Source organism: Actinoplanes sp. NPDC023801 (genome assembly GCF_040639655.1).
Lineage (GTDB): Bacteria > Actinomycetota > Actinomycetes > Mycobacteriales > Micromonosporaceae > Actinoplanes.
On record NZ_JBFAAI010000034.1, the window covers coordinates 53,899 to 78,060 of the forward strand.

Below are 24,162 nucleotides of genomic sequence, written 5' to 3' on the forward strand. Positions count from 1 at the left end.
GGCCGGCGGGCCTGCGGTACATCCCGGGATGTACGGTCATGCGACCGGAATACATCCCGGGAACCATTTCCGGATGCGGGAAGCAACCGATTCCGGCGGCCTCCGGAAACTGTCACGATCGTATTCGTGAAACGCCGAAGTCTTCTTTCACTGACCGTTCTCGCCGTAGTCGCCGGCTGCTCGAGCAGCTCTGAGCAGCCGCGGAACCGCGACTTCACCCAGCGACTGCGCATTCCGCCGATTCTTGAGCCGACCATCGACATCGACGGCGCGAAACGATTCGCGCTGGAGCTGCGGAGCGGCCGGTCGGCATTTGTTCCGGGCCGGGAGACCGACACCTGGGGCATCAACGGCGCCTACCTGGGACCGGTGGTCCGGGCCACGCGCGGCGACCGGGTCCGGATGTCCGTCACCAACCGGCTGCCGGAGACGACGACCCTGCACTGGCACGGCATGCGGCTCCCGGCGCGGATGGACGGCGGCCCGCATCAGATGATCCCGCCGGGCACGACCTGGACCCCGGAGTGGACGATCGAGCAGCCCGCCGCCACGTCGTGGTTCCATCCGCACCTGCACGGGAGGACCGCCATGCACGTGTACCGCGGCCTGGCCGGACTGTTCCTGATCGACGACCCGGACGGCTCGGCGCTGCCCCACGAGTACGGTGTCGACGACGTGCCGCTGATCGTGCAGGACAAGGTGATCGGCGACGACGGCGAACTGACGACCGGCGGAGTGGACAACGGCACCTTCGGGCTGCTGGGCGACACGATTCTGATCAACGGCACCCGCGACCCGTTCTTCGAGGTGCGCACCGAACTGGTCCGGTTCCGGCTGCTCAACGCGTCGAATGCCCGGGTCTACCGGATCGGGTTCGCCGACGGCCGCACGTTCCGGGTGACCGGCGCGGATGCGGGGCCGCTGGACCGGCCGGTCACCGTCGACCGGGTGAAGATCAGTCCGGGTGAGCGGGTGGAGTTCGTGGCGCGTTTCTCCCCCGGCGAGACGGTCGTGCTGGACAGCCGCGGTGAGCCGGAGAAGTCCGCCAACGACATCGAGGAGGACGACTTCCCGCTGCTCAGGATCGTCGCCACGGCCGGCCTCAAACCCTCACCGGCGGTGCCGGCGTCGCTCGGCGGACCCGGCCCGGACACCGCGCCGCCCGGCGCGCGGATCCGGCGGTTCAGCCTGAGCGGATCGGAGATCAACGACAGGGACATGGACATGACCCGGATCGACGAGGTGGTTCCGGCCGGGGCGGTGGAGATCTGGGAGATCGACAACACGACGTACGCCCACAACTTCCACATCCACGAGGTGGCGTTCCGGATCCTGGAGATCAACGGCGTCGCGCCGCCGCCGTACCAGGCCGGCCCGAAGGACACCGTGTTCCTGCCGAAGAAGGCGAAGGCCCGGCTCCTGGTCCGGTTCGGCACGCACGTCGACCCGGTGACGCCGTACATGTACCACTGTCACATCCTGCGCCACGAGGACAAGGGCATGATGGGCCAGTTCGTGGTGGTCGAGCCCGGCACCGAGCACCTGGTCCCGCGCACCGTCCCGGCCGGGCACCACCACGACTAGAACCGGGGCGGTCCGTCGGCGGGCAGGCCGGCAGCGGCCAGCAGGGAGACCACGTACGGGCCGTCGTCCCAGGCGTCCGCCTCGATCAGCGCACGCACGGCGGCCATCTGAATGTCGGTGAGCAGGGGAAGCCTGGCGCCACGCTGCGGGAACGCGGCGTCGACGAGCGCGCCGATCAGCGTGGCACGGTCCTGGCCGGGCCGGGTCCGGCGCAGCCGGGTGACCAGCTGGTCGACCCGCTCGCCGGCCAGGGAGGGATCGAGCCGGGACAGCGTGAGCGCGGCCAGGGTGGCCATGTCGCCGTCCAGGTACGGCCAGTTCGGCACCGGGTCGGCGGCCTCCAGCAGACACTCGTAGAGCTGTTCGAGCACCGGGCGTGAGGGCCAGCCGGTCATCCGGGTCAACGCGATCGCCGACGCCCACCGCTCGGTCGGCACCGGACCGCCGCGCCGCAACTCCAGGGCCTGGGCCAGTCCCGTGTCGGCGGCGGTGCCACCGGCCAGGACCGCGGCCACCGCCGCGACCGCCGCCACCTCGGCGTGCTCGCCGGGCTCGTAGGCGACCACCCGGGCCAGCGCGGGCACGACCGTGTCACGTTCCTCCGGGAACCAGGCCAGCAGGTGCGCGGTGTGCAGCCGGACGGCCGGGTCGGTGGTGGCCAGTGCCGACAGGAAGGCCGGAACATAGGCGCGGACCGCGGCGTACGCCTCCGGATTCCACTGCTCGCCCGCGGTGCGGTCGGCGCCGTCGGGGTGCTCGACCAGCCAGTAGTCCTCCTCGCCGATCGCGATCATCCGCAGCAGCTGCGCGGCACCGAACCGGTCACCGGCCGCCGGGTCGACGAGCACGTCGATCAGGAACGGCACCGCCGCGACGCTTATCGGGGTGCGTTCGCCCTGGTGGGCGAGGGCGCGAGCGAGGAAGTTGTAGGCGCTGCGCCGCGGGAACTCGTCGTCCGACCAGAGGGCGTGCAGGGCGGCCGGCACGCCACTGGCGACGCGGGGGTCACGCGTCAGGGCCGTCCAGTCGACGCCGTCGACCACGTGCGTGCGCTCGGGCATACCACGAAATCTAGACGATCATCTGTCCCGGCACCGCCCGCCCCCGGTGGTCGCCGGGGTGGGCGGCAGCGTGTCCGGCCGTACCGGACAAGGTCAAAGAATCCTGGCGGCGACCGCCTCGCCCATCCGGATGGCGCCGTCGACGTGCTGGAAGCCGAGGCCGGCGATGTCGCTGCTGGCGAAGGAGAGCGGTCCGACGTCGGACCGCAGGTGAGGACCGTATCGGGTGAGCGAGCCGATGTCGAAACTGGTACCGAAGGCGCCGACGGTCCACTCGTCGGCCACCCACGGGCTCTCGTAGTAGTGCACCGGGTGCAGGGCCTGCTCGCCGTAGTAGGCGGCCAGGGACTCGAGGACTCTCTGCCGGCGGGCGCCGGCGTCGAGCGACAGCAGGCTGTCGGCCTTGACGTCGGAGACGAACCCGACGAGCGTGCCGCGGGTCTCGCCCTCGACGTCCTCGTTGGTGTTGTCGTAGGCCTCGTGGACCAGCGAGTACGGGCTGAACGCGGTCCCGGACAGGCCGAGGTCACGCCAGAACGGCGTCTCGTAGGTGATGTGCAGCTTGATCACGAGCCCGAACGAAATGTGCTGACGCATCTGGGCCTGCACCGGCGGCAGCGCGGGGATGTACTGCACCCGGCTGACAAGCGTCGGCGGCACGGCCATCACCACGTTGCGGCCGCGGTAGGAGCCCTGCCCGGTGAAGACGGTCGCCCCGTCCTCCGACCATTCGACCTTGGTGACCGCCTCGTCCAGGTGAACGGTGCCCTCCGGCAGCCTGGCCGCGAGCGCCAGCGGCACCCGCTGCAGACCGCCGACGACCCGCCGGTCCAGGATGAAGTCGGCGTCGACGAGGTGACTGAAACCGCCCGCGCTGGCCGCCATCAGCACCGCTGACAGCGCCGAGAACGAGTGCGCCGGCTTGGTCAGCATGGCCGGGCCGACGTACAGGCCGACGTTGTCGCGGGCTTCCGGGTCGTCGGTCTGCTCGGCCAGCCACGCGGCGAACGAGATCCGGTCCAGTTCGTCGGCGTCCGGATGGTTCCACGGTTCGAGCGGGTCCATCTGGGCGGCGAGCCGGTCCAGCTCCTTGGTGAGCCGCTCCACCTCGGCGGCGGTCCGGTCGGAGACCGGGAACTTCTCGCCCTCGAACGTACGGCGTACGCCGTCACGGCCGATGTAGATGGAGTCACCGGCCCGGTACCGGGAGTACATCTCCAGCTTCAGTTCGTCGATCAGCGCGAGCAGCGCGGTCTGGTCCGGGGAGACCCACTGGCCGCCGACCTCGAGGCGGACGCCCTCGATGTCCTCGGTGAGCAGCCGGCCGCCGACGCGGTCACGGGCCTCCAGGACGACGACCCTGCGGCCGGCGGCGTGCAAACGGTTCGCGACGGTCAGCCCGGTGACACCGGCACCGACCACCACGACGTCGAAGTCGGTCACGAACGTCCTCCAGGTATCGCTGGTTCCTGCTGGGTGATGCAGTGGATGCCACCACCGAGAGCGAAGATCGCCCGGGCGTCGACGCCGATCACCCGGCGGCCGGGATAGGCGGCGGCCAGGATGTCCAGCGCCGCGGCGTCCCGGGGATCGTCGAACGTGCAGGCGACGACACCGGCGTTGCACACTAGGTGATTCACGTACGAGTGATCAACTGGACCGTTCCGGTCCTCGATGCCCTCCGGAGCAGGCAGGTCGATGATGGTCCATTCCCCGGGCAGGGCTTCACGTAACACCGCGCCGAGGGCGTGGTCCGGATGCCTCGGATCGGGCTGGACGTGCAACAACACCGTTCCGGGGGCGGTCATGGTGGCCACGATGTCAACGTGTCCGCGGGTGCCGTACTCCTGGTAGTCACGGGCCAGGCCGCGCGGCAGCCACACCACCTCGCGGACGCCCAGGGTGCGGCGCAGCTCACCCTCGACCCGCTGTTTCGTCCAGCCCGGGTTGCGGCCGGGGTCGAGCTGCACCGTTTCGGTGACCAGCACCGTCCCGTGCCCGTCGACGTGGATGCCGCCGCCCTCGTTAACCATCTCCGAGCCGATGATCGTGGCGCCGGCCCATGCGGCGACCTGCCGGGCAACGCGCGCGTCCTTCTCCCATCGCGCCCAGCTCTGCCCGCCCCAGCCGTTGAACACCCAGTCGACGGCGCCGAGACCGTCCGGACCGACGACGAAGGTCGGGCCGATGTCGCGCATCCAGGCGTCGTCGAGCGGCGCCGGGAAGTACTCGACGGCACCGCCGAGCCACCTGCGCGCGTCCTTGATCGCCGCTGGGTCGACGACCATCCGCACCGGCTCGAACTCGGCGACGGCCAGCGCGACGGAGGCCCACGCCTCCCGGGCATCGTCACCGTCGGCGTAACCCGAGGACGGCCAGGCCATCCAGGTGCAGGTGTGCGGCTCGGTCTCGGCCGGCATCCGCCATGTCACGTCCGCGTTCACACCAGGCCGCCGTAGGTGTCGGGCCGGCGGGTGCGCAGGAAGGGGAACAGGGTCAGCCAGTCCTTGCGCTGGTCGAGGTCCAGGTCGGCGACGAGCACGGCCTCGGCGTCGCGAGGCGCTTCGACCAGGATCCGGCCGTACGGGTCGGCGATGAACGACGAGCCGTAGAAGGTGATCCGTCCCTCGTCGCCGGTGCGGTTGGGGACCACCATGAACAGGCCGTTGGCGATCGCGTGGCCGACGATGACCTGCCGCCACAGCGGCTGGGTGTCGAAGTGCGGGTGGTCGGGCTCGGAGCCGATCGCGGTGGGGTAGGCGAGGATGTCGGCGCCCTTGAGCGCGTAGGAGCGGGCCACCTCGGGGAACCACTCGTCCCAGCACGTCGGCAGCCCGACGCCGGCGTTCGGTGCGCCCAGCCGGTACACCGGGTAAGCGTCGTCCGCCGGGCCGGGCCGGAAGTACCTGTCCTCGACATAGCCTTCGGTGACCGGAATGTGGGTCTTGCGGGTGCGGCCGACGATGCCGGCCGGGGAGACGAGCACGGCCGTGTTGTAGCCGAGGCCGTCGCCGAGATCGACCTTCTCGTAGAGCGAGGCGTGCACGTGGATGCCGTGCCGGCGGGCGGCCTCCGCGGCGAGTGCCACGGTCGGCCCGGTCTCCAGGTCCTCGGCCGACTCGACCGGCTTGCCGGCCGGTTCCTCGAACGCCGGGTACCTCGACAGCGTCAGCTCGGGCAGGAACACCACCTCGGCACCAGCGCCGGCCGCCTGTGCGATGCCGTCGAGCAGCACCGCGCGCAGCTCGGCCGGGTCGGCGCGCCAGTGGTGCTGAACCAGGCCGACCGGCAGCGGCGGACGGGTCGGCTCGTCGACGCGAGCGGGCGAGTCGAACACCGCGGACCGGATCAGTTCCATGACCTACCTCAACTTAACGAATTACATTCGTTTTACTATGGTGGTCCTCCTCACCCGAGCGCAAGGGGTACGCCGATGGGTCGTCCGGTCACGCCCAAGCTGTCGGTCGACAAGATCGCAGCCGCCGCCCTGGCGCTGGTCGACCAGAAGGGGGAATTCACGCTGGCCGAGGTCGCGGCGGCACTGTCGGTACGCCCGTCGTCGATCTACAACCACCTCAGCGGCAAGACCGAGATCATCGAGGCGATGCGCGCCCTGATCTTCACCGGGGAACCGATGCCGCCTATGCCCGGCGACTGGACCGACGCCCTGCGGGTCCTGCTCCGGCGCTACCGGGACGCGTTCGCCCGCCACCCGCGGCTCATCCCGATGCTCACCGCGTACACCGTCTCCTCCCCCGACGTGGTGCACATGTACGACGACATCGCCACCGTCCTGCACGCGGCCGGCATCCCGACCGCGCGGCTGCTCGACGTGATCACGGTGCTGGACAGCTTCGTCATCGGCTCCGCCCTCGACATCGCCGCACCCGACCAGGTCTGGGACCCCACCCACGCCCGCACACCGATCCTGGTCGCCGCGATCGCCGCGGCCGGGCAGGGCCGTGCCCGCGCCGACCGGGCGTTCGAACTGGGGCTCGGCCTCATTCTCGGCGCCCTGCCCGGCCTGGCGACGTCCGATCAGGGGCGCGGATAGAGCAGGTACGGCTTGCGGCGCCGCTGGAAGCCGGCCAGCTCACCCCGCCAGACGCCGACCACCTCGTCCACAATCGCGCCGGCGTCGATCATGGTGCGCAACCGGGCCGAACCGGCGAGCTTGTCCACGAAGAAGGGCACCCGGCCGCCGTCGTCGCGCCAGGCGAAACCCGGATACCGCTTCGCCTCGATCAGCATGGCGACGGCCGTACGGATCGGATCGAAGACCTTGGGGTCGGTGACGCGGATCTCGGCGCCCACGCAGAGCTCGTCGACGAACTTCCCGATCCGCGGCTCGAAATAGGCCTCCCGCAGCTCGGTGCCGGGCAGGTCGTGCGCCGCCACCCGGTCCCGCCAGTGGTGATCCAGGCCCGGGGCGCCGGCCAGCTCGAACGGCCGGGTGGTGCCGCGACCCTCGGACAGCGACGCCACCCCTTCGAACAGGCAGGTGCCCGGGTACACGAGCGCGGTGTCGGGGGTGGGCATGTTCGGACTCGGCATCACCCACGGCACATCGGTGTCGGCCGCGAAGAGGCCGCCGTGCCAGCCCTGACAGGTGATCACCTCGAGACGTACGCCGGGAAGCCATTCACCTTGGTAGAAACGGGCCAGCTCACCGACGGTCATGCCGTGGCGCAGCACGATCCCGCGCTTGCCGACGCCCGAGGCGAAGGCGGGATCCAGCATCGGCCCGGCAGCGGCGCCGCCGATCGGATTCGGACGGTCCAGCACGACATAGCGCAGTCCGAGGGCAGCGGCCGCGGCCATCGAGTCGTAGAGCGTCCAGATGTACGTGTAGAACCGCGCTCCCACGTCCTGGATGTCGAACACCACGGTCCGCACCCCGGCCTCGGTGAACATCTTCGCCCAGCCGTCGACGGTCGCCAGGTAGCCGTCGTACACGCGCAGGCCGGTGCGCCGGTCCGTACCCATGCCCTCACTGCCACCGGCCGGCGCCGAGCCGCGGAAACCGTGCTCGGGCCCGAAGATGCCGGCGATCGGTACGCCGGAGGCGTGCATCCGGTCCACGAGATGCCGGTACCGGCGGTCGACGGCGGTCAGGTTCGACACCACCCCGACCGGCTCCGCACGGATCGCCGCCCACTCCTCGGCGGCCAGCCGGTCCATGCCGGTCCGGACCGCTGTGACCGCTCCGGCCGCTCGCCGCTCCATGCCGGTCCGGACCGCTGTGACCGCTCCGGCCGACGCCCGTCGCGCCGAACCCGTGGCACCGCCCGCGAGCGCCCCACCAGCCACCATCAGTACATCTCGCCGCCGCATTGCACAAATAGTACAAGTCGCCCATCAGCAAAAGGCGGACACGCCGATCTTGTGAGTCTCCGGCGGCGAGAGGTCACGACATCCAGCGGGTCTAGGTCGCTTCCAGGTAGACCTCGACGTCGTACAGCAGGCGGACCGGCTCGCCGTTGGTGACGCCGACGAAGACCGGCTCACCGGCTGGGGTACGACCGTGCCGCCACACCGCCTCCCGCGCCGCGTCGGCAGAGTCACGGTCGCCACGCCCGGCGAGGTGCAGGTTCATGACTCGGCGGGCGGTCCGCCGATCACTGTCCAACTGGATGCGCATCACCGGCACGACGGCCTCCTTGAACGTCGGTAACCTGACTTACCAACGTTAACCTAAGATAGTCGCGTGACCTCGATCTGGCTACGCCCCGAACCCGATCGCCCCCGCCGATCTCCCCAGCTGACCCGTGGGCGCATCGTGGTGGCGGCCGTCGAACTGCTCGACGCCGACGGCATCGACGCGCTGACCATGCGCCGCCTCGCCCAGCGCCTCGACGTGACGTCGACCGCCCTCTACTGGCACGTCGACACCAAGGACGACGTTCTCGACCTGGCCGTCGACGAGATCTTCGGCGGGGTGCCGCTGCCGGTCGCCGGCTCCGACTGGGCCGCTGACGTGCGCACGCTGATCCACGGGTGGCGAAACGCGATGCTCGCCCACCCGTGGGCGCCGACCCTGATCGGCCGCCCGTGGATCGGGCCGAACGTGCTGACCCGCACCGAGTTCCTGCAGGGCGCCCTGGTCCGCGGCGGCCTGGACGGCGAGCGGCTGGCGGTGATCACCCGCCTGCTGGCGAACTTCGTGATCGGCTCGGCGGCCACCGAGACGGCCTGGCGCCGGACCGCCCCGGACCAGGGCACGGCCCGGCCGCCGATCGCCGCCGACACCTACCCCACCCTCGCGGGGTCAGGCCATCTCGACGAGTCCCGATGGCCTGACGACCTGCTGTTCGGCCGGGGCCTCGACGCGATCCTGGCGCTCGTCCCCGCTCATCGAGTCTGACCACCGATTGCGGGAAGTGGCCCGTCCGGCCGGCTCCCGGCGTCATCGCGTCGCCCGGGTGGCAGTGCGCCGTCGCCCGATCCGGCCACGGCGCGCTCCCGGCGTATCACCGCCGCTACCCAGTTGAGCAACGCGGCGTTGGCGAGCGCACCCGCCACGACGCATCCCAGAAAGACTCCTGTGTTGCCGTTCCACCGCCCGGCGGCCGCCAACAGCGGCCAGGAACCGGGCCCGGTGATCAGCAGGGCGCCGAAGATATGGACGTCGGCTGCCGGCTGGCCATGCCGGGCGAAGGTCACCATGGCCCACACGATCATCACTGTCACGGCGATCAGGTAGATCCGTGCGAGCCGGCTACCTACGAACCAGCCGACTATCCTCACACCCGCATCCTGACCGTATCCGCAGGCCAAGGCAAATGAGCGCGCACGTCACCCGGCACCGGCGCGAAGCTGGAAGCCGCGCCGGGTGGAGCTTGTGGTCAACCTGCGGCGGGGCAGTTCTGGCTCTTGCGGCGCACGGAGTACTCGCGGTCGTCACGGGTGATGCCGGACGGCTGGCCCGCGAAATAGGCCTCCATCTTCTCGCCGCCGGCGCGCTGCTCGAAGTGCAGGTGCGGGGCGCCCGACTTGCCGGTACTGCCGATCTTCCCGATCTGCTCGCCCTGCTCGACCCGGTCGCCCTCCTTCACCGACGGCGGTTCGAGCATGTGCAGGTACTGGGTCTCCCAGCGCCCGCCGTGGTCGATCTTCACCCAGTAGCCGGCGCCGGTGCCGTGCGGCCCCTTCGGGTTGTCGGGGGTGCGGGAGCCAAGGGTGCCGTTGACGCCGGCCTCCGTGACGGTGCCGGGGTACGCGGCGAGCACGGGGCGGCCCCACGCGGAGCCGGACGTCGGGAAGAAGTCGATGTCGAAGTCGTCATGACCGGGATAGGTCCCCATGATCCACATCTCGCCGCAGCTGACGGGCATCTGGAAGGCGGGTCGCGGGCCGGGCGGCTGCAGCCGCGGCCAGTTCACCGCGGTGATCACGGCGATGGCGATCAGGACGACGACGACCGCGGCGATCCCGGGCACGTTCCGGGTGGGGCGGGCTGTCACGCGGTTGATCCTGACAGAGCACGGCAACAGGCACCGGCGGCCGGCTCTGGCGGGGACCGGTCACCATGGGCCCATGCCCGAGACTTCCGCACCACCGAGCCTCCGGCCGCCGCGGCACCGGCTGGACCGCCGGTTCGTTCTCTGGCGTACGTTGCAGGCGATCCTCTGGGCAGCCGGCGTGCTCGGGACGCTCACCGCCATCTATGGCCGGGCCGAGGTCACGCGCCCGTGGCTGGGTCCGGTGCTCCTGATCCTCGGCGTGATCTACGCGGTCAACATCACGGTCATGCCGACCTGGCGCTACCGGGTGCACCGGTGGGAGGCCACCGACGACGCCGTCTACGCGCTCAGTGGCTGGCTCACCCGGGAGTGGCGGATCGTCCCCATCTCCCGTATCCAGAGCATCGACACCGAGGTCGGGCCGCTGCAGCGCCGGCTCGGCCTGGCCACCATCAGCGTCACCACGGCCTCCTCGGAGGGGAAGATCACGATTGAGGGGGTGGCCGTCGCCGTCGCCGAGGCGACCGTCGACCGGCTCCGGGAAATCGCGGCGGCGACCGCCGGGGACGCCACATGAGCACCGCCGACGAGACCGTCTGGCAGCGTCTCGACATCCGGGTCGTCTATCAGGGCCTGGCCCGGGTCGCGCTGTCGCTGCCGGCCGGTGTTCTCGGCGTCACCGTCGGCGACGACCCGATCTGGCCGCTGGTCGCCGGGTCGGTGTTCGGTGTCCTGGGCGCCCTGGGCACGCTCAGCACCTGGCGGACCACCCGGTTCCGGGTCACCGGCCGGCAGGTGGAGATGCACACCGGCTGGCTGGCCCGCAAGCATCGCATCGTGGCACGCGACCGGATCCGGACCGTCGACGTGTCGGCTCGCCTGCTGCAGCGGGTGCTCGGGTTGCGTACCGTGCACGTCGGCTCCGGCGAGGCGGACGCGTCCTTCGACCTCAACGGCCTGGCCCAGCAGCAGGCCGAACGCCTGCGCCGGGAACTGATGCCCGGCACGCGCGCCGAACCGGACGGCTCGCCGGCCCCGGAAGCGGTCCCCGGCGACCAGGCAGATGCCCGCCCGGCCGCGGTCGACCGGCCCGACCCGGAGACGGTCATCGCCCGCCTGCGCCGGCAATGGGTGCCGCTCAACGTGGTCAGCGTGTGGTCGGTGTTCGCGGTGCTGGGGCCGCTGTTCCTGCTGCACTGGTTACTGCGTCCGTTCGGAGTGGACCTGGTCGGCATCGCCCGCGATCTGCTCGACGGCCGATCCCTGATCTGGCTGGTCGTGCTGGGGCTGCTGATCGCCTACCCCGTCGGCATCGCCCTGCAGACCGGCAGGTTCATCACGGAGAACTGGAACTTCACCCTCCTGCGCACCGGCACCGCGCCCGACACGGCCCTGGTCACCCGGCGTGGCCTGCTCACCACCCGGACCGTGCAGCGCGCCGACCGCCGGATCCGGGGCATCGCCTTCGACGAGCCACTGTTGTGGCGGTGGCTGCACCTGGCCCGGACCCGGGTTCTGTCCACCGGCCTGCGTGACGTGGGCGAGGCCGCCGTCAGTGACGTCCTGCCCCGTCTGCGCCTCGACGAGGCCCGCGACCTGGCGGCACGCATTCTACCGGACGGCGCCCGGCCGCTCGAGACGGAGCTACGCCGCCATCCCCGCGGAGCGCTGGTACGCCGGATCGGCTCCGCGCTGTACGGCCCCGCGCTGACGTCCGGCTTCCTGCTGCTCTTCACGCTGAGCGGTGCAATCCCCGGGCGGTGGTGGCTGCTGCCGCTGCTGCTCGTGCCGCTGACGGTCCCGCTCGCGGTGGTGGCGTACCGGTCGCTGGGCCACAACGTCTCCGGCGACTACCTGGTGATCCGCACCGGCATCTTCCACCGCCGGTCGGTCGCCCTCCAGCAGCGGGCCGTGATCGGCTGGACCATCACGCAGTCGATCTTCCAGCTCTGGGTTGGCCGGATGACGGTCGGCATCCCGACGGCGGCCGGCGCCCGCCACTACGCGTCCCCCGACATGAGCGTCGACCAGGCCTTCAGGTTCGTCACCGAGGCCGCACCACACCTGTCCGGCACCGCCTTCGACGGAATCACCGCCGCTACGGCTTCTCAGCCCGTGCCGGCGCACCCGGCGCGGTCCGGCCCGGCGGAAGGGTGAACCAGAAGCGGCTGCCTCCGCCGACGTTTGGAGTCCACCTTGCTCGAACGCCTCCAGCAAGGCCATCACCCGCGTGCCGCTCGGATCGTGGTGCTGGCCGTCGTGCGCCGCGGCCACTTTTCGCCAACGCCGCCCACCCCGATATGGACGGTCCGCGGACGGCCGGGAGGGTGCACCCGGCCGTCCGCGGTTCTGGAATGATCGACGACCATGACAACGGGGAATGTTCGACGGCCGGGCCGGTATTGGGTCTTCACCGCGGTTGTCATACCGCTCAACCCGGTGGCCTGGTATCTCATCCATCGCTGGCAGGCTTGCGTGACTGCGCATCCCGGCGCGGAGCAGCAGGGGTACGACGGCCCGTGCAGCGCGGAATACGGCCTGTTCGGCCTGGCTGTCCTTGCCGTGTGGACGATGATGGCCACCATCGTGGTCGCACTGTTCATCGGCATCACCGAGGGCCGCCGGCGGTACCGGTTCGCCGCCGGACGCCGGGTCTGCGCCGTAGTCGTGGGCGTGTGCTCACCGCCGACGCTGCTGGTGTACGGGCTGGGCTACGGGATCGGGCGCGCCCTGCCCGTACCGCAGATCATGAGGGTGCACCAGGTCGGCTGGGAGACAGCGGTCAACGTGTACACGGCGCTGAGCCGTGGGCTGCCGCCGCAGCAGGTCGTCGCCGGCGGATTCATCAGCCCGGAGCCGGTCTACCTGGACACCGTGATGGGTTATGCCCGCTACTACGGCATGGACGTGACGTTCCAGCCTGGCTTCAGCGTCGCGTTCGGCTCCCCTGCCTTTGTCGCCGGCGCGGCCATCGGCAACCTCGTCGGCAACAGTATCGGGCGATCCCGGGCCGCGGCGATGGCGCGCACGCAGTGGCGCGAGCACCGCACCATCCGGGTGATCGTCACCGCCTCCACCACCTGGTGCTGCGTCGACGGCCGGTGGCTGCGTTTCGACCACACGGTCGTGATGGAGTACTACCTCGAGGACGCCAGCTGCGTGATGACCTTTCCGGACACCGAACCGCTGATGCTGACCGGCCCACCGGCGGCGGTCCACGCCGTCCTGTTCGCCTACCTGCGGGGCGGCCCGTCCTGGCAGCACCAGCCGTTCCTGCACCGCATCGCCGCCGCAGCCGCCACCTCACCCACAGCTGTCTGACCAGCTCTGCGCGCCGCGGGACCCGGCTGTCAGGGGCGGACCGCCCCGCCGATGCATCGGGTCACCAGGCGCAGGACCTCGTGGCGGGAGACGCCGTGCTCGGCCAGGTAGCTCCAGCCGGCGTAGAGCTGGGACCAGAGCAGGCTCTGGATCCACAGTGCGGGCAGCTCCGGGTCGATGCTGCCATCGGTGTGGCCGCGCCGGACCATCGCCTCGAAGTCCTCGTCGCAAACGCTGCCCTGATCGTCGAGGCTCACCTGCTCGTGGAAGAGCAGCGACAGCACGTCGCCGAGGTCGAAATACTCCCGGCAGAGCCGTTGCAGCGCGGTGGCCCCGGGGCCCTCGGCCAGCCGGGCACGGGCGTTGGCCAGGGCGAGCCGCTCGTTCGCGAACGCGTGCAGGGCCATGATCAGATCGCTGCGTTCCGGGAAGTAGCGGTGCAGCGTGGTGCGTCCCACGTCGGCGGCGACGGCGACGTCCCCGAGGGAGGCCGACGGGTTACGGGCCAGCACTTCGACGGCGGCGTCGAGGATCGCCTGCCGGGTACGGGCCCGGCTGCCGGTGGGGACGGTCGTCACGTCGCGCAGAATAACACTTGCCCAATTTGGAACATCGGTGTTCCATTGCGGGTATGCCGGATTCCACACGTCTGAGAACCCTGCTCACCGTGTTCCGCCCGCACCGCCGCACGATGCTGCTCGGCCTGGCCCTCGGCCTCGCCGCCAACGCCGCGGGGCTCGCCACCCCCCTGGTCACCAAGTGGGTGCTCGACAGCTTCGCCGACGGCGTCGACCTGGTGGCGCCGGTCAGTGTCCTGGCGGTGCTCGTCGTCATCGGCGCGGCCATCGGGCTGTGGCAGTGGATCGTGATGGGCACCCTCGCCGAACAGATCGTCCTCGACGCCCGCACCTCGATCATCCGTCGCTACTTCCGGGCCCGTGTCCTCGACCTGCAGCGCCGCCCCACCGGCGAGCTCGTCACCCGGGTCACCTCCGACACCGGGCTGCTGCACGCCGCGTCCGGCAGCCTCGTCGGCCTGATCAACGCCGGCATCGGGTTGGTCGGCACACTCGTACTGATGGGGGTCCTCGATCTGACCCTGCTCGCGTGCACCCTCGGTTCGGTCGTCGTGGTCGGGGCGCTGATGGCCTGGCTGCTGCCGCGGATCGGCGTCGCGCAGACGGCGGCACAGGAGTCGGTCGGGCAGCTCGGGGCCAGCCTCGAGGGATCGTTACGCGCCATCCGTACCGTCAAGGCAAGCCGTGCCGAGCACCGGCAGAGCGAGAAGATCATCGGGAACGCCCGGGACGCCGCCGCGCACAGCGTGCGTGCCGCCCGGGTGTCCGCGACCGTGTGGACCATCTCGTGGTCCGGCGTTCAGCTGTCGGTGATGCTCATCCTCGCGGTCGGCGCCTGGCGTGCCGGCGCCGGGCTGCTGGAGGTGTCGACGCTGGTGGCGTTCCTGCTCTACGTCTTCCAGCTGATGGGCCCGATCCAGGAGCTCACCCAGAATCTGACGGCCCTGCAGTCCGGCATCGCCGCGGCCGGCCGCATCAACGAACTCGACACCATCGGCCTGGAGCCGTCGTCGGCCGTCGCCCAGCCGGGCCCCACGAACGACGACGGGCCGGTGCTGGTGCTGCGGGACGTCACCGCTCGCTACGGCCCCGACCTCGCACCCGCGGTGAACGGGATCGACCTGGAGATCGCGCGACGCGGCCACACCGCCATCGTCGGACCGTCCGGGGCCGGCAAGACCACCCTGTTCTCGCTGCTGCTGCGCTTCCTCGAACCCACCGGCGGGCGGATCCTGCTCGACGGCCGGCCCTACCCGGAGTGGACGCACGACGAGGTCCGGGGGCGGCTCGCCTATGTGGAGCAGGAAACCCCGGTACTGCCCGGCACCATTGCGGACAACCTGCGGTTCACCCATCCCGACGCGACCTCCGACGAGGTGCGCGACGCGCTGGCCGCCGTACGCCTGGAGGCCCTCGACACCGCCCTCAGCGCCACCGACGTGTCCGGCGGTCAGCGGCAGCGGATCGCGCTGGCCCGCGCGCTGCTGCGTACCCCCGACGTGCTGCTGCTGGACGAGGCGACCGCCCAGGTCGACGGTCTGACCGAGGCGGCCGTGCAGGACTGCATCCGTGCGCACGCGGCGAACGGTGCCGTGGTGACGATCGCCCACCGCCTGTCCACGGTCCTCGACGCCGACCGCATCATCGTCCTGGAGGACGGGCGGGTCCGGGCCCAGGGCACCCACACCGAGCTGTACGCCACCGACGACCTGTACCGCCGCCTGGTCGAGGCACTGCGCATCGCCGCCGACCCGGCCCTGGCCTGACACCGCCGGTACATCCGGTCCGGGGCGCTCGCGCGAGCGCCCCGGACCGGCGGCTCAGTAGATCGCGCCGCCCGGCGTCTTGGCGCGGCAGGTGTCCCGTACCGACCAGAAGTTGCTCAGGTAGTCGGTGTGGGTGGGCCGTCCCGTGATCCGGAGCAGCGCCTCATCGGCCTGCCGCAGTGCGGACCAGGACAGGTTGTGGCTGCCGGTGTAGGTCCGCGGAGTGATGTCCCCGGAGTATGCGCCGTCGATCAGCATGTACTTGTGGTGCACCCGGATGTCCAGGCCCTCAGCGAGTTTCCAGTTGCACCGGGTGGTCTGGACCTTCGTGGTGTCGTCGGCCAGAGCACCGATCACCCCATCGCTGAGGTTGGTGGCGACGACGTCGATCCAGCAGCCCGCCTTGCGCAGCTTGAGCAACTGCTCGGCGATCGGTGTGCGGTTGAAGTCCAGCATCATGACCCGCACATCGGTCTGGCGCGTCACCCCCGCCTCGTCCTTGTACGAGCAGGTGACGCCCTTCAGGGTGTTGACGATCGGATCCGTCGTCCCACCGGTGAACGCCTCTCCGCCGGCCTCGCGGCGCGGGAAGAAGAACGCCCGGTGGACGCTGGTGTCACCGCTGTCGGTGTAGTAGTTGGGGTTGCCGGTCGCGCTGTGCCGGGCGCCGACCAGGTCCTTGTGGTACTTGAGGTACACCCCGTACAGCGCCGGGTCGGCAAGCGTCAGCGCGTTGTTGTAGCCCTCGTTGGCGTCCCACAGCGTCATGTTCGCCGACGCCTGGTACACCACGCCGGGGACGACTGTCCCGTTGTTCAGCGTCAGCTTGGAGATCGCGATGAACTTGTTGTGGTTGTAGGCCGGGACGGTGCCGCCGCCGTTCGGCCAGGTGTAGCTGCGTGTGCCGATGCAGCCGCGGGGCACCTTGTAGTAGTCGTCGCACGAGACGATGAACGACTCCTGGGTGTCGTCGGTACCGAGCGCATCCCGCAGGTTCGTGACTGCGGTGAACCCGTTCGACGCCTGGTCGACGACGATCTTCACGGCGACGCCGCGGTCCTTCGCCCGCTTCAGCCGGTCGACGATGTCCGGGTCCTCGGCGGTGTCCGCGGTGTCCGGCGGGGCGAAGTGGAACATCGACATCCGCAGCTCGCCGTCGGCCGGAATGCGGTCGATCAGCCGGGCGACCTGCTGGTAGATCGCGTTCTGCTGGGATTTCGTGCCGGCCGGATCGTTGAACACCGCCTTGTTGAGGACGGGGTCGGGCTCGGCCGCGTGGGCGGCGGCCGGAACGGCGAGTGTCGCGGCGGTGATGAATGCCGTGACGGCGAGCCGCCTGAGGGTGGTGAACCGCAAATCTGCTCCTTCGACGTGCATGGAGCGGTCATCGTAGATGAAAACGGTCATCGATTCTGCCCCGCACCTTGCTCCGGCGACGGTGCGACGACTACTGTGCCGTTTCCCGCAATGAAATGACGAGCGGGATCGTGACGCCGCATCAGAACAATGCTTTCCGGCGGCGTCATCGTCGTCTGTCCACAGTCGATGATGATCATTTCTGGCGCGCCCATGATTGAATTCCGGAATGGAGAAGCTCGACACGCCGGGTGCGGTACGCGATCTCGACGAACGGCGGCTGGCCGGGTGGTCGGCGCTGGTGTCGGCCTGGTTCGACCGGATGATCGAGCGAACCGCGGGGCAGGTGGGCGGTGCCGGTGACGTGCGTTTCGCCAACCCGCTGCGCGTCGCCGGGCCACTGACCGAGCGCCGCATCAGCTGGGACGCCTTCCCCCGCCCGGTCAAGGTCCGGCACCCCGGCGATCCGGCCGCTGCGCGCCGGGCGGCCGACGAGTTCCGCAGCCTCGGCGACTACTACGGGGTGACGTTCTACGCGGTCCGGGACGGTGCGGCCGAAGAGATCGTGCTGCTGTACCGGCCTCAGGACGAATACTGCGAATGGTTCGTCGAACGCGATCCGGCGACCGGGCGGATGGCGCGGATCGTGTTCACCTCCGAGGGGCACGAGTACTGGCGGTTCCTCGCCGACGGCACCGCGGCGTTCGATGTCGCCGAGGTGCCGGAGGAGTTCCGGGTCGACGGGGATCGGGTGCTGCTGCTCCGCCTCTACCGCGAACTCGTCGGACCTCAGGTGCGCAAGAAAGATCTTTTCTTCGGTACGGACATCGCGTACCGTCGCGAACCCGGCGACCCGTTGCAGCCGTTCCGGAAAAAGGGGGCGTACAACCCGTACAACAAATGGAACACCGTGGCCGGGCTCGCACATCTGACCCATCCGGAGAACAGCCTGCACGGGGAGATCTCGCTGGCCGCCGCGGCCAGTGTGCCGCGTGCCGGCGCGGACGGCTCGCCGGTGACCGACGCCGGGCGGCTGGTCTGCTGCGCCGGTCTTGGTGATCCGAACCGGTCAAGTGACCCCACCATCGTCACCGACGTGAACGACCTGGTCCGGACAGGGCTGTCGGTGACGCTGCGTGATCCGATCGGGCTGTACATCGCGTCGTTCGACGACGCGGCCGTGTCCGGGCCGGACGGTGAGGACGTGTCTTCCTGGTGGCGGCCGGTCCGCGGCACCGGCGGCCGGACCGTGCGGGCCGAGTTCGCCCCGCCGCCGGGCGCCGCCTTCGGCCTGGACGACGTCCTGGTCAACGGCCTGCCCCTGGAACACGGCGGGCAGCTGGCCGAGGTGATGACCATGTCGCTGTTCGGCGCGGCCGCCGATCTCGGGCTGGGGGCGCCGCCGCCGATCCCGTGCGATCAGCGGTGCTGCGCCGCCGATGACAACCCGGACGTGCTCCGGCTGGTCCCGATCGGTTTCGAGTGCCCGGACGGCTGGCACAGCGCCTTCGGACAGGCAGCCGTGGTTCCCCCCGCCGGTGTCGCGAATCGTGCGGTGCGCCGGGCGGGATTGACGGCGTGACCGAACCGCTGCTCGATCTCGACGACATCCAGGCGCACGTGCTGCCCGGATTCGGTCACGAACATCAGTGGCTGCTGGGCTGGCGGCTGCCCGGCGACGAGCCTGCGGGCGCGGCCCGGGCACTGCTGGCCGAACTGGCGGGACGGATCACTCCGGCCCGGCGCGGGCTGGCCGACCGCGCGGCCCGCCGGGCGGTGCGCCGGGGCCGTACCGCCCGATCCCGGCTGAGCGGGCGGCCCGCGACGGCGGTGGCCCTGTCGGCGCGGACGCTGCGGATGCTCGGGCACGACGAGCTGGCCACGATCGACGAGGCGTTCACGGCCGGCATGGCCCGGCGCGGCTACCTGCGTGATCCGCCGCCGGGCGACTGGACGGTGGGCGGGCCCGGCCGGGAGATCGACATCCTGGTGATGACGGCCGGGGAGGACCTCGAGCGGCTGGCCGCAGCCGTCGAGGAGATCCGCGCGGCGGCGGTTCGGGCCCGTTGCGAACCGGTCCACGACCAGCAGGGCCGGCGGCTGCCGGGCGACGTCGAGCACTTCGGGTTCCGGGACGGGATCTCCCAGCCGGTGCTGCGCGGGGTTGTCGACGCCGACGGCACGCCGCTGGTGGAACGCCTTCCGATGCCGTCGATGCCCGATCACCGGGCCTATGCCGGGCCGGGGGACGTGCTCGTCTGGCCGGGACAGTTCCTGTTCGGACTGCCCCGGCAGAGCGAGACCGATCCGGTGCGGTCCGCCCCGGCACGGCGGGCGCCCGGCCTGGCACGTAACGGGTCGCTGCTCGTGTACCGCAAACTCGAGCAGGACGTGCCCGGGTTCCGGGCCGACACCGGGCGGATGGCCGCCGGGCTCGGCGTCGACCCGGACCGGCTGCGGGCCGAGATGGTCGGGCGGTGGCCGGACGGGCGCCCGCTGGTTCGCACCGATGATGCGACCGGTGCGGAGCTCAACCATTTCGGGTACGACACGGCCGTACCGGCGATTCCCGGCGGGCCGCGTGGCGCCGACGCCGACCCGGACGGGGCACGGTGCCCGCTCTCCGCCCACATCCGCAAGGTCAACCCCCGTGACCAGGAGACCGACAAGGGGCCGCCGTCAGCGACTCTCACGTTCGCGATCCTGCGGCGGGGCATCACCTACGGCGTAGCCGGGGACGGGGATTGTGGCCTGCTGTTCCTCTGCTATCAGACCGACCTGGTCAGCCAGTTCGAGCTGCTCGCCCAGCGGTGGGCCGGCAGCCCGGACCGGCCCCGGCAAGGCCTCGACAACGGTGTCGACCTGCTGATCGGGCGGGTGCGGGCGGGCACCGCACGACGTGCCCGCCTGCTGCCCGGCGAGGTGTCGACGTTCGCCGACTACGTCATTCCGCGCGGTGGCGCGTACCTGTTCACCCCGTCGCTGTCAGCGCTGCGAGTGCTTGCCGCCTGACGAGCCCCGGCGAGGCGGACGCCGGCCGGGGGCACCGGCGGGTTGTGGCGGAACAACTCGCCGAACGTCCAGGCGAACGGCAGTCCGCCGTCGATCTCGACGACCCGCTCGACGTCGAAATCGATCAGTCGCTGGGCTCCCGGCACGGTGGCGGCCCGCACCGGGTCGTCGTCGATCCGGGCTCGACCCGTCAGGTGCAGCGTGCGGCCGGCCTCCCAGTCGAGGAAGAGCAGCCCGCACCGCGGGTCGAGAAGCAGGTTGCCCAGGGTCATGTACATCGCGTTGCCGACGTACTCCGGCCACGTGAGCCGGCCGCCGTCGACCGTGACGAATCCCGGGCGGCCGCCACGGTGTGACGCGTCGGCTCCCAGGCCGGGCGCTGCCGTACCGATGAAGAAGGTGTCGGCGGTGGAGATCCGGCGCCGCTGCGCGCCGGACAGCCGGTCGGTCGCGGTGGCCGCGCCCCTCACCCGGGCTGATTCCTCTTCGGCGGTACGGGTGGAGATGTACTTGGGACAGTTGGCGTAGACCTGCTCGGTCCGGATGACGAGCCGGGTCCCGTCCTGACGGGCGCGGCCGTTGACCCGCATGCGGCGGCGCTCGGCCGGCTCGATCGCGATCATGCCGATGTCACGCTCGGTGCCGAACAGCCCGTGGAGCGGGTCGCCGTCCTCGGGCAGCCGGTCGATGACGACGGTGTGCTCGTCACGAGCGGTGGCGTAGCCGGGCGGACCGCTGAGCGGCGTGACCCACATGGCGCCGGTGTCGTCAGTCGCCGCGATCACCACGAGCCGTTGCCGCGCGAGGAAGGCCCCGGCGACCGCTGGGATGTCCGGGCCGGTCCCGGCCGAGCCCCAGCCGTCGCGGGTGACCCCGGCGCGGCGCTGCAGGGTGAGTTCCCCCGGATGCGCCATCTCTAGAAGAACCCGCAGGTCGGAGCGCCGGGGACGGGCGCCGGGGCGGTCGCTGCGACGGCCGGTGCGTAGATCTCCAGCCGGATGCCGTCCGGGTCGGTGAAGAACAGGCCACCGGACGAGGCGTCCTCGCCGTGCGGGACGATGCCGTCGTGCGTGAGGTCGGCCCCGAGCGACCGCAGGATCGTCTCGGCGCGCTTGACGGCCTCCGCGTCGGGCACGAGGAAGGCCAGGTGGTGCAGGCCCGGCCGGTCGACCGGGAACCGGCCGTCGCTCTGCTGCCAGAGCGTGACGACCAGGGTGCCGTCGAGCCCGAGGAACGCGTACCGCCGGTCACCGTCGGCCTGTTCCCCGAGCACTTCGAAGCCGAACACCTGTCGGTAGAAACCGATGGAACGGCCGAGATCGGTCACGTTCAGTCCCACGTGTCCGGTTCGCAGTGCGGATGCGGTCATGGTCGCCAACTTTCTAACGGTTGCGGTTCGTCGTTACCGTTAGAACATGCTCCTCATTTCTCACGCTGTCAAGCCAGCTGTACCGTTAGAACATGGCCGAGCCTCTGCCGATCGCGTTCGCGAACACCCTCCACGCGGTTCGCGGCCGCCTCCGCGACGGCCTGTCCACCCGCTCCGCGCTGGCCGCCTGGCTCGACAGCGTCACCGACCAGCTCCCGGAACCGCCGCCCTCCGCGCCCGATCGGCTCCCACCGTCCTCGTCCGGCCTCCCCGGTTCCGGCCCGCCCGACTCCGGCCTCCGCGGCTCCCCGGGAATGACAGACTCCCCGGGCATCACCGACGACGACTTGCGACGCGCCCGCGAGCTGCGGGACGCGATCCGCGCGATCGCCTCCGCGGTGGTGAGCGGCGATCCGCCCGCCCCGGCCGACCTGGGGATCCTCAACGCGGCGGCGCGGGACGCACCGAAATGGCGTGAGCTGCGGTGGACCCCGCAGCCGCACGCCACCGAACACAGCCGCGGCACCCGGGCGACCGCCGCCCTCTCCGCCATCGCCGCCGAGGCGGTCGCGCTGTTCGCCGGCGACCTGCGCTCCGAGCTGCGGGCCTGCCGCGGGCCCGGCTGCGTGCTGCACTTCATCCGCGACAGCCCGCGCCGCGAGTTCTGCTCCCCCGGCTGCGGCAACCGCGCCCGCGCCGCCCGCCACTACGCCAAGACCAAACCGGGCAGCCCGGGCCACCCGGACTAGGCGACCGGGACCGGCTCGACGACCCGCTCGGGCCGCATCTGCACCACGACGACCGAGGCGAGCAGCAGCAGGCCGCCGGCCAGCTGGGCGGGGGCCAGGAACTCACCGAGGGTCAACGCGGCAAGCGCGGCGGTGACGAACGGCTCCACGGTGGACAGGATCGCCGCCGTCGACGGGCCGGTGCGGCGCAGCCCGGCGAAGAACAGCAGGGTCGCCAGCACGGTGGAGACGATCGCGATACCTGCCACCCAGAACCAGCCGGCCGGCCGGAAGGTGAGCTCGACACCCCCGGTGAGCAGCGCCTTCGCGGTCAGGGCCGCCGCGGCACCGGTCATCACCAGCGTCGCCAGCCGCAGCGGCGGCATATCGTGCACGATCCGGTCGGAGACCAGGATGTAGATCGTGTACGTCAGCGCCGATCCGAATCCGAGCGCCACGCCGAGCGGATTCAGCGCCCCACCGCCCGCCCCGGCCAGTACCAGCACGGTTCCCGCCGAGGCGACGGCCAGGGCGATCGCCCGGCCGCGGGTCATCCGGTCGCGGCGCAGCAGGACCGCGCCGGCGGTCACCATCAGCGGGTACGTGTAGAGGATCAACGACAGCAGCGACGCGTCCATGACGCTGAGTGCTTCGAAGTACAGCGTCGCCTGTGTGGCGAAGCCCACCGCCCCGAGCCCGAGCGCGACGGCCACCGCGCGGCCCGGGGGACGCCGTTCCGGCCGCGACGGCCACAGCCGCAACAGGGCGGCCAGTACGACGGCGGCGAGCACGAACCGCACCAGGAGCAGGGCGGACGGTGAGACTCCAGCGTCGTACGCGAACTTGCCGAAGATGCTCATCGCACCGAAGCAGACGGCGGAGAGCAGACAGAGAAGTGGACCCATGACTGCAGCATCAGCAATTTGTTTCATCAGGTCCAGTGATGATTTATCGAGTTGGATGGTTAGTCTTTGTGCATGGTCGTGCTTGATCTGCGTCGCCTGCGGTTTCTCCGGGAGTTCGAGGAACGAGGCACCCTCGGCGCCGTCGCCTCCGCACTCGGCTACAGCCCGTCCGCCGTCTCGCAGCAGCTGACCGTCCTCGAGAAGGAGGTCGGCGCGCCGCTGCTGGAGAAGGCCGGGCGCGGCGTGCGGCTCACGGACGCGGGACGCCTGCTGGCACAGCATGCCCGGGTGCTGCTCACCGCGGCCGAGGCGGCGACCGCCGACCTGGCGGCCCTCAGCGGCGAGGTCCGCGGCACGGTCCGCGCCGGCGGGGTCCAGTCCGCCACCCGCCACCTGCTGGTCCCGTCACTGAGCCGGATGGCCGCCGAACACCCGCTGGTCCGGATGGAGGTGTCCGAACTCGAACTGGAACAGGCGCTGCCCGGCCTCCGCCTCGGCTCGGTCGACCTGGTGATCAGCGACGAGTACGACGGCCATCCCCGCCCGCGCCCGGCCGGCATGCGGTTCGCACCGCTGCTGTCCGAGAAGTTGCTCGTCGTGCTGCCGGCCGCCCATCGCCGGGCGGCCTCCGGAGCGCCGGTCTCCCTGGCCGACCTCCGCGACGAGGTGTGGGTCTCCTCCGATCCGACGACCGGTCACCACGCCATGATCGTCGGGACCTGCCGGTCGATCGGCGGCTACGAGCCCGACGTGCGCCACCATTCCAACGACGCCGATGTCCAGCTGGCCCTGGTCCGCCACGCGGCGGCCGTGGCCCTCCTGCCGCTGTTGAACCTGCCCGCACCCGATCCGGCCCTCGCCTACCGCCGGGTGGCCGAGGCCGACCTGGGCCGCCGCCTGTTCACCGTGACCCGCGACGCCCCGCTCTCCCCCGCGCTGGCCGCCTTCCTGACCGTGGTCACCGACCAGGCCGCCAGCCGTACGTCAGACCGGTAACCACGGCTGACGGGCGTGGGTTG

The 24,162-nt window shown here is 71.0% G+C and carries 25 protein-coding genes; 11 read left to right on the plus strand and 14 right to left on the minus strand.

Annotated features, from left to right (window positions below):
- Positions 1–126: 126 nt before the first annotated feature.
- Entirely contained in the window at positions 127–1,584 is a 1,458-nt protein-coding gene (locus AB0G04_RS38030; protein ID WP_360993468.1) for a multicopper oxidase domain-containing protein, read from the plus strand.
- Here the strand turns inward: AB0G04_RS38030 and AB0G04_RS38035 are convergent.
- The 4 genes from AB0G04_RS38035 to AB0G04_RS38050 form a co-directional block, all read right to left on the minus strand.
- Complete coding sequence (locus tag AB0G04_RS38035; protein WP_360993471.1) at positions 1,581–2,645, minus strand: hypothetical protein; 1,065 nt, start codon at positions 2,643–2,645, stop codon at positions 1,581–1,583. The genes AB0G04_RS38030 and AB0G04_RS38035 overlap by 4 nt on opposite strands.
- Positions 2,646–2,738: 93 nt before the next feature.
- Positions 2,739–4,088, minus strand: a complete 1,350-nt coding sequence (locus tag AB0G04_RS38040; RefSeq protein WP_360993474.1) for an NAD(P)/FAD-dependent oxidoreductase — start codon at positions 4,086–4,088, stop codon at positions 2,739–2,741.
- Positions 4,085–5,089 carry an agmatine deiminase family protein gene (locus AB0G04_RS38045; protein WP_360993476.1) on the minus strand — a complete coding sequence of 335 codons (1,005 nt, stop codon included), beginning with the start codon at positions 5,087–5,089 and terminating at the stop codon, positions 4,085–4,087. The genes AB0G04_RS38040 and AB0G04_RS38045 overlap by 4 nt, the downstream gene beginning before the upstream one ends.
- Entirely contained in the window at positions 5,086–6,003 is a 918-nt protein-coding gene (locus AB0G04_RS38050; protein WP_360993479.1) for a nitrilase-related carbon-nitrogen hydrolase, read from the minus strand. Before AB0G04_RS38050 ends, AB0G04_RS38045 begins: the two co-directional genes overlap by 4 nt.
- A 75-nt stretch (positions 6,004–6,078) precedes the next feature.
- On the opposite strand from AB0G04_RS38050, the gene AB0G04_RS38055 reads away from it, so the two are divergent.
- Complete coding sequence (locus AB0G04_RS38055; protein ID WP_360993482.1) at positions 6,079–6,699, plus strand: TetR/AcrR family transcriptional regulator C-terminal domain-containing protein; 621 nt, start codon at positions 6,079–6,081, stop codon at positions 6,697–6,699.
- Here the strand turns inward: AB0G04_RS38055 and AB0G04_RS38060 are convergent.
- Both AB0G04_RS38060 and AB0G04_RS38065 read right to left on the minus strand, forming a co-directional pair.
- Positions 6,684–7,979 carry a DUF1343 domain-containing protein gene (locus AB0G04_RS38060; RefSeq protein ID WP_360993484.1) on the minus strand — a complete coding sequence of 432 codons (1,296 nt, stop codon included), beginning with the start codon at positions 7,977–7,979 and terminating at the stop codon, positions 6,684–6,686. The genes AB0G04_RS38055 and AB0G04_RS38060 overlap by 16 nt on opposite strands.
- Before the next feature lie 91 nt (positions 7,980–8,070).
- Positions 8,071–8,286: a hypothetical protein gene (locus AB0G04_RS38065; RefSeq protein ID WP_360993599.1), complete on the minus strand. Its 216-nt coding sequence runs from the start codon at positions 8,284–8,286 to the stop codon at positions 8,071–8,073.
- A gap of 66 nt (positions 8,287–8,352) precedes the next feature.
- Between AB0G04_RS38065 and AB0G04_RS38070 the strand changes: the two genes are divergently transcribed.
- Entirely contained in the window at positions 8,353–9,009 is a 657-nt protein-coding gene (locus AB0G04_RS38070; RefSeq protein WP_360993487.1) for a TetR/AcrR family transcriptional regulator C-terminal domain-containing protein, read from the plus strand.
- Here AB0G04_RS38070 and AB0G04_RS38075 read toward each other — a convergent pair.
- Both AB0G04_RS38075 and AB0G04_RS38080 read right to left on the minus strand, forming a co-directional pair.
- Complete coding sequence (locus AB0G04_RS38075; protein WP_360993490.1) at positions 8,997–9,392, minus strand: hypothetical protein; 396 nt, start codon at positions 9,390–9,392, stop codon at positions 8,997–8,999. The genes AB0G04_RS38070 and AB0G04_RS38075 overlap by 13 nt on opposite strands.
- Positions 9,393–9,490: 98 nt before the next feature.
- Positions 9,491–10,108, minus strand: coding sequence for a M23 family metallopeptidase (locus tag AB0G04_RS38080; protein WP_360993492.1), 618 nt, complete (start codon positions 10,106–10,108; stop codon positions 9,491–9,493).
- A 73-nt stretch (positions 10,109–10,181) separates the two neighbouring features.
- On the opposite strand from AB0G04_RS38080, the gene AB0G04_RS38085 reads away from it, so the two are divergent.
- The 3 genes from AB0G04_RS38085 (at position 10,182) to AB0G04_RS38095 (ending at position 13,429) form a co-directional block, all read left to right on the plus strand.
- Positions 10,182–10,685, plus strand: coding sequence for a PH domain-containing protein (locus AB0G04_RS38085; RefSeq protein ID WP_360993494.1), 504 nt, complete (start codon positions 10,182–10,184; stop codon positions 10,683–10,685).
- The gene (locus AB0G04_RS38090; protein ID WP_360993497.1) at positions 10,682–12,265 is read left to right on the plus strand and encodes a PH domain-containing protein; all 1,584 of its coding nucleotides are present in this window, start codon (positions 10,682–10,684) and stop codon (positions 12,263–12,265) included. The genes AB0G04_RS38085 and AB0G04_RS38090 overlap by 4 nt, the downstream gene beginning before the upstream one ends.
- 318 nt (positions 12,266–12,583) lie before the next feature.
- On the plus strand, positions 12,584–13,429 hold the full coding sequence (locus tag AB0G04_RS38095; RefSeq protein WP_360993500.1) for a hypothetical protein: 846 nt from the start codon (positions 12,584–12,586) through the stop codon (positions 13,427–13,429).
- A gap of 29 nt (positions 13,430–13,458) precedes the next feature.
- Here the strand turns inward: AB0G04_RS38095 and AB0G04_RS38100 are convergent, their stop codons facing one another.
- Positions 13,459–14,007 carry a helix-turn-helix domain-containing protein gene (locus AB0G04_RS38100; protein WP_360993503.1) on the minus strand — a complete coding sequence of 183 codons (549 nt, stop codon included), beginning with the start codon at positions 14,005–14,007 and terminating at the stop codon, positions 13,459–13,461.
- Positions 14,008–14,060: 53 nt separating this feature from the next.
- Between AB0G04_RS38100 and AB0G04_RS38105 the strand changes: the two genes are divergently transcribed.
- Positions 14,061–15,773 (plus strand): ABC transporter ATP-binding protein, encoded by a 1,713-nt coding sequence (locus AB0G04_RS38105; RefSeq protein ID WP_360993506.1) that lies wholly within the window; start codon positions 14,061–14,063, stop codon positions 15,771–15,773.
- 54 nt (positions 15,774–15,827) lie between these two features.
- Here AB0G04_RS38105 and AB0G04_RS38110 read toward each other — a convergent pair whose 3' ends face one another.
- A complete protein-coding gene (locus tag AB0G04_RS38110; RefSeq protein WP_360993509.1) occupies positions 15,828–17,180 on the minus strand; it encodes a phospholipase D-like domain-containing protein in 1,353 nt (450 codons plus the stop codon).
- Complete coding sequence (locus AB0G04_RS38115) at positions 17,177–17,329, minus strand: hypothetical protein (protein ID WP_360993512.1); 153 nt, start codon at positions 17,327–17,329, stop codon at positions 17,177–17,179. The genes AB0G04_RS38110 and AB0G04_RS38115 overlap by 4 nt, the downstream gene beginning before the upstream one ends.
- A 29-nt stretch (positions 17,330–17,358) precedes the next feature.
- Here AB0G04_RS38115 and AB0G04_RS38120 point away from each other — a divergent pair, with 29 nt between their 5' ends.
- The gene (locus AB0G04_RS38120) at positions 17,359–18,711 is read left to right on the plus strand and encodes a hypothetical protein (protein ID WP_360993515.1); all 1,353 of its coding nucleotides are present in this window, start codon (positions 17,359–17,361) and stop codon (positions 18,709–18,711) included.
- The gene (locus AB0G04_RS38125) at positions 18,708–20,141 is read left to right on the plus strand and encodes a Dyp-type peroxidase (RefSeq protein WP_360993518.1); all 1,434 of its coding nucleotides are present in this window, start codon (positions 18,708–18,710) and stop codon (positions 20,139–20,141) included. The genes AB0G04_RS38120 and AB0G04_RS38125 overlap by 4 nt, the downstream gene beginning before the upstream one ends.
- Here AB0G04_RS38125 and AB0G04_RS38130 read toward each other — a convergent pair.
- Together AB0G04_RS38130 and AB0G04_RS38135 are read right to left on the minus strand one after the other, a co-directional pair.
- Complete coding sequence (locus AB0G04_RS38130) at positions 20,069–21,055, minus strand: pyridoxamine 5'-phosphate oxidase family protein (RefSeq protein WP_360993521.1); 987 nt, start codon at positions 21,053–21,055, stop codon at positions 20,069–20,071. The two genes, AB0G04_RS38125 and AB0G04_RS38130, sit on opposite strands and share 73 nt — an antisense overlap.
- A gap of 2 nt (positions 21,056–21,057) precedes the next feature.
- The gene (locus AB0G04_RS38135) at positions 21,058–21,510 is read right to left on the minus strand and encodes a VOC family protein (RefSeq protein ID WP_360993524.1); all 453 of its coding nucleotides are present in this window, start codon (positions 21,508–21,510) and stop codon (positions 21,058–21,060) included.
- A gap of 92 nt (positions 21,511–21,602) precedes the next feature.
- Between AB0G04_RS38135 and AB0G04_RS38140 the strand changes: the two genes are divergently transcribed.
- Positions 21,603–22,259: a CGNR zinc finger domain-containing protein gene (locus AB0G04_RS38140; protein WP_360993527.1), complete on the plus strand. Its 657-nt coding sequence runs from the start codon at positions 21,603–21,605 to the stop codon at positions 22,257–22,259.
- Here AB0G04_RS38140 and AB0G04_RS38145 read toward each other — a convergent pair.
- Entirely contained in the window at positions 22,256–23,143 is an 888-nt protein-coding gene (locus AB0G04_RS38145) for a DMT family transporter (RefSeq protein WP_360993529.1), read from the minus strand. The two genes, AB0G04_RS38140 and AB0G04_RS38145, sit on opposite strands and share 4 nt — an antisense overlap.
- 72 nt (positions 23,144–23,215) lie before the next feature.
- On the opposite strand from AB0G04_RS38145, the gene AB0G04_RS38150 reads away from it, so the two are divergent.
- Positions 23,216–24,139, plus strand: a complete 924-nt coding sequence (locus AB0G04_RS38150; RefSeq protein WP_360993532.1) for a LysR family transcriptional regulator — start codon at positions 23,216–23,218, stop codon at positions 24,137–24,139.
- Positions 24,140–24,162: the final 23 nt, after the last annotated feature.

Bases quoted from the DNA above. Each gene is read 5' to 3' on its own strand.
- AB0G04_RS38035 (WP_360993471.1), bottom strand. From the start codon at position 2,645: ATGCCCGAGCGCACGCACGTGGTCGACGGCGTCGACTGGACGGCCCTG.
- AB0G04_RS38050 (WP_360993479.1), bottom strand. From the start codon at position 6,003: ATGGAACTGATCCGGTCCGCGGTGTTCGACTCGCCCGCTCGCGTCGAC.
- AB0G04_RS38055 (WP_360993482.1), top strand. From the start codon at position 6,079: ATGGGTCGTCCGGTCACGCCCAAGCTGTCGGTCGACAAGATCGCAGCC.
- AB0G04_RS38060 (WP_360993484.1), bottom strand. From the start codon at position 7,979: ATGCGGCGGCGAGATGTACTGATGGTGGCTGGTGGGGCGCTCGCGGGC.
- AB0G04_RS38065 (WP_360993599.1), bottom strand. From the start codon at position 8,286: ATGCGCATCCAGTTGGACAGTGATCGGCGGACCGCCCGCCGAGTCATG.
- AB0G04_RS38085 (WP_360993494.1), top strand. From the start codon at position 10,182: ATGCCCGAGACTTCCGCACCACCGAGCCTCCGGCCGCCGCGGCACCGG.
- AB0G04_RS38090 (WP_360993497.1), top strand. From the start codon at position 10,682: ATGAGCACCGCCGACGAGACCGTCTGGCAGCGTCTCGACATCCGGGTC.
- AB0G04_RS38105 (WP_360993506.1), top strand. From the start codon at position 14,061: ATGCCGGATTCCACACGTCTGAGAACCCTGCTCACCGTGTTCCGCCCG.
- AB0G04_RS38110 (WP_360993509.1), bottom strand. From the start codon at position 17,180: ATGACCGTTTTCATCTACGATGACCGCTCCATGCACGTCGAAGGAGCA.
- AB0G04_RS38115 (WP_360993512.1), bottom strand. From the start codon at position 17,329: ATGATCATCATCGACTGTGGACAGACGACGATGACGCCGCCGGAAAGC.
- AB0G04_RS38120 (WP_360993515.1), top strand. From the start codon at position 17,359: ATGGAGAAGCTCGACACGCCGGGTGCGGTACGCGATCTCGACGAACGG.
- AB0G04_RS38130 (WP_360993521.1), bottom strand. From the start codon at position 21,055: ATGGCGCATCCGGGGGAACTCACCCTGCAGCGCCGCGCCGGGGTCACC.
- AB0G04_RS38135 (WP_360993524.1), bottom strand. From the start codon at position 21,510: ATGACCGCATCCGCACTGCGAACCGGACACGTGGGACTGAACGTGACC.
- AB0G04_RS38140 (WP_360993527.1), top strand. From the start codon at position 21,603: ATGGCCGAGCCTCTGCCGATCGCGTTCGCGAACACCCTCCACGCGGTT.
- AB0G04_RS38145 (WP_360993529.1), bottom strand. From the start codon at position 23,143: ATGGGTCCACTTCTCTGTCTGCTCTCCGCCGTCTGCTTCGGTGCGATG.
- AB0G04_RS38150 (WP_360993532.1), top strand. From the start codon at position 23,216: ATGGTCGTGCTTGATCTGCGTCGCCTGCGGTTTCTCCGGGAGTTCGAG.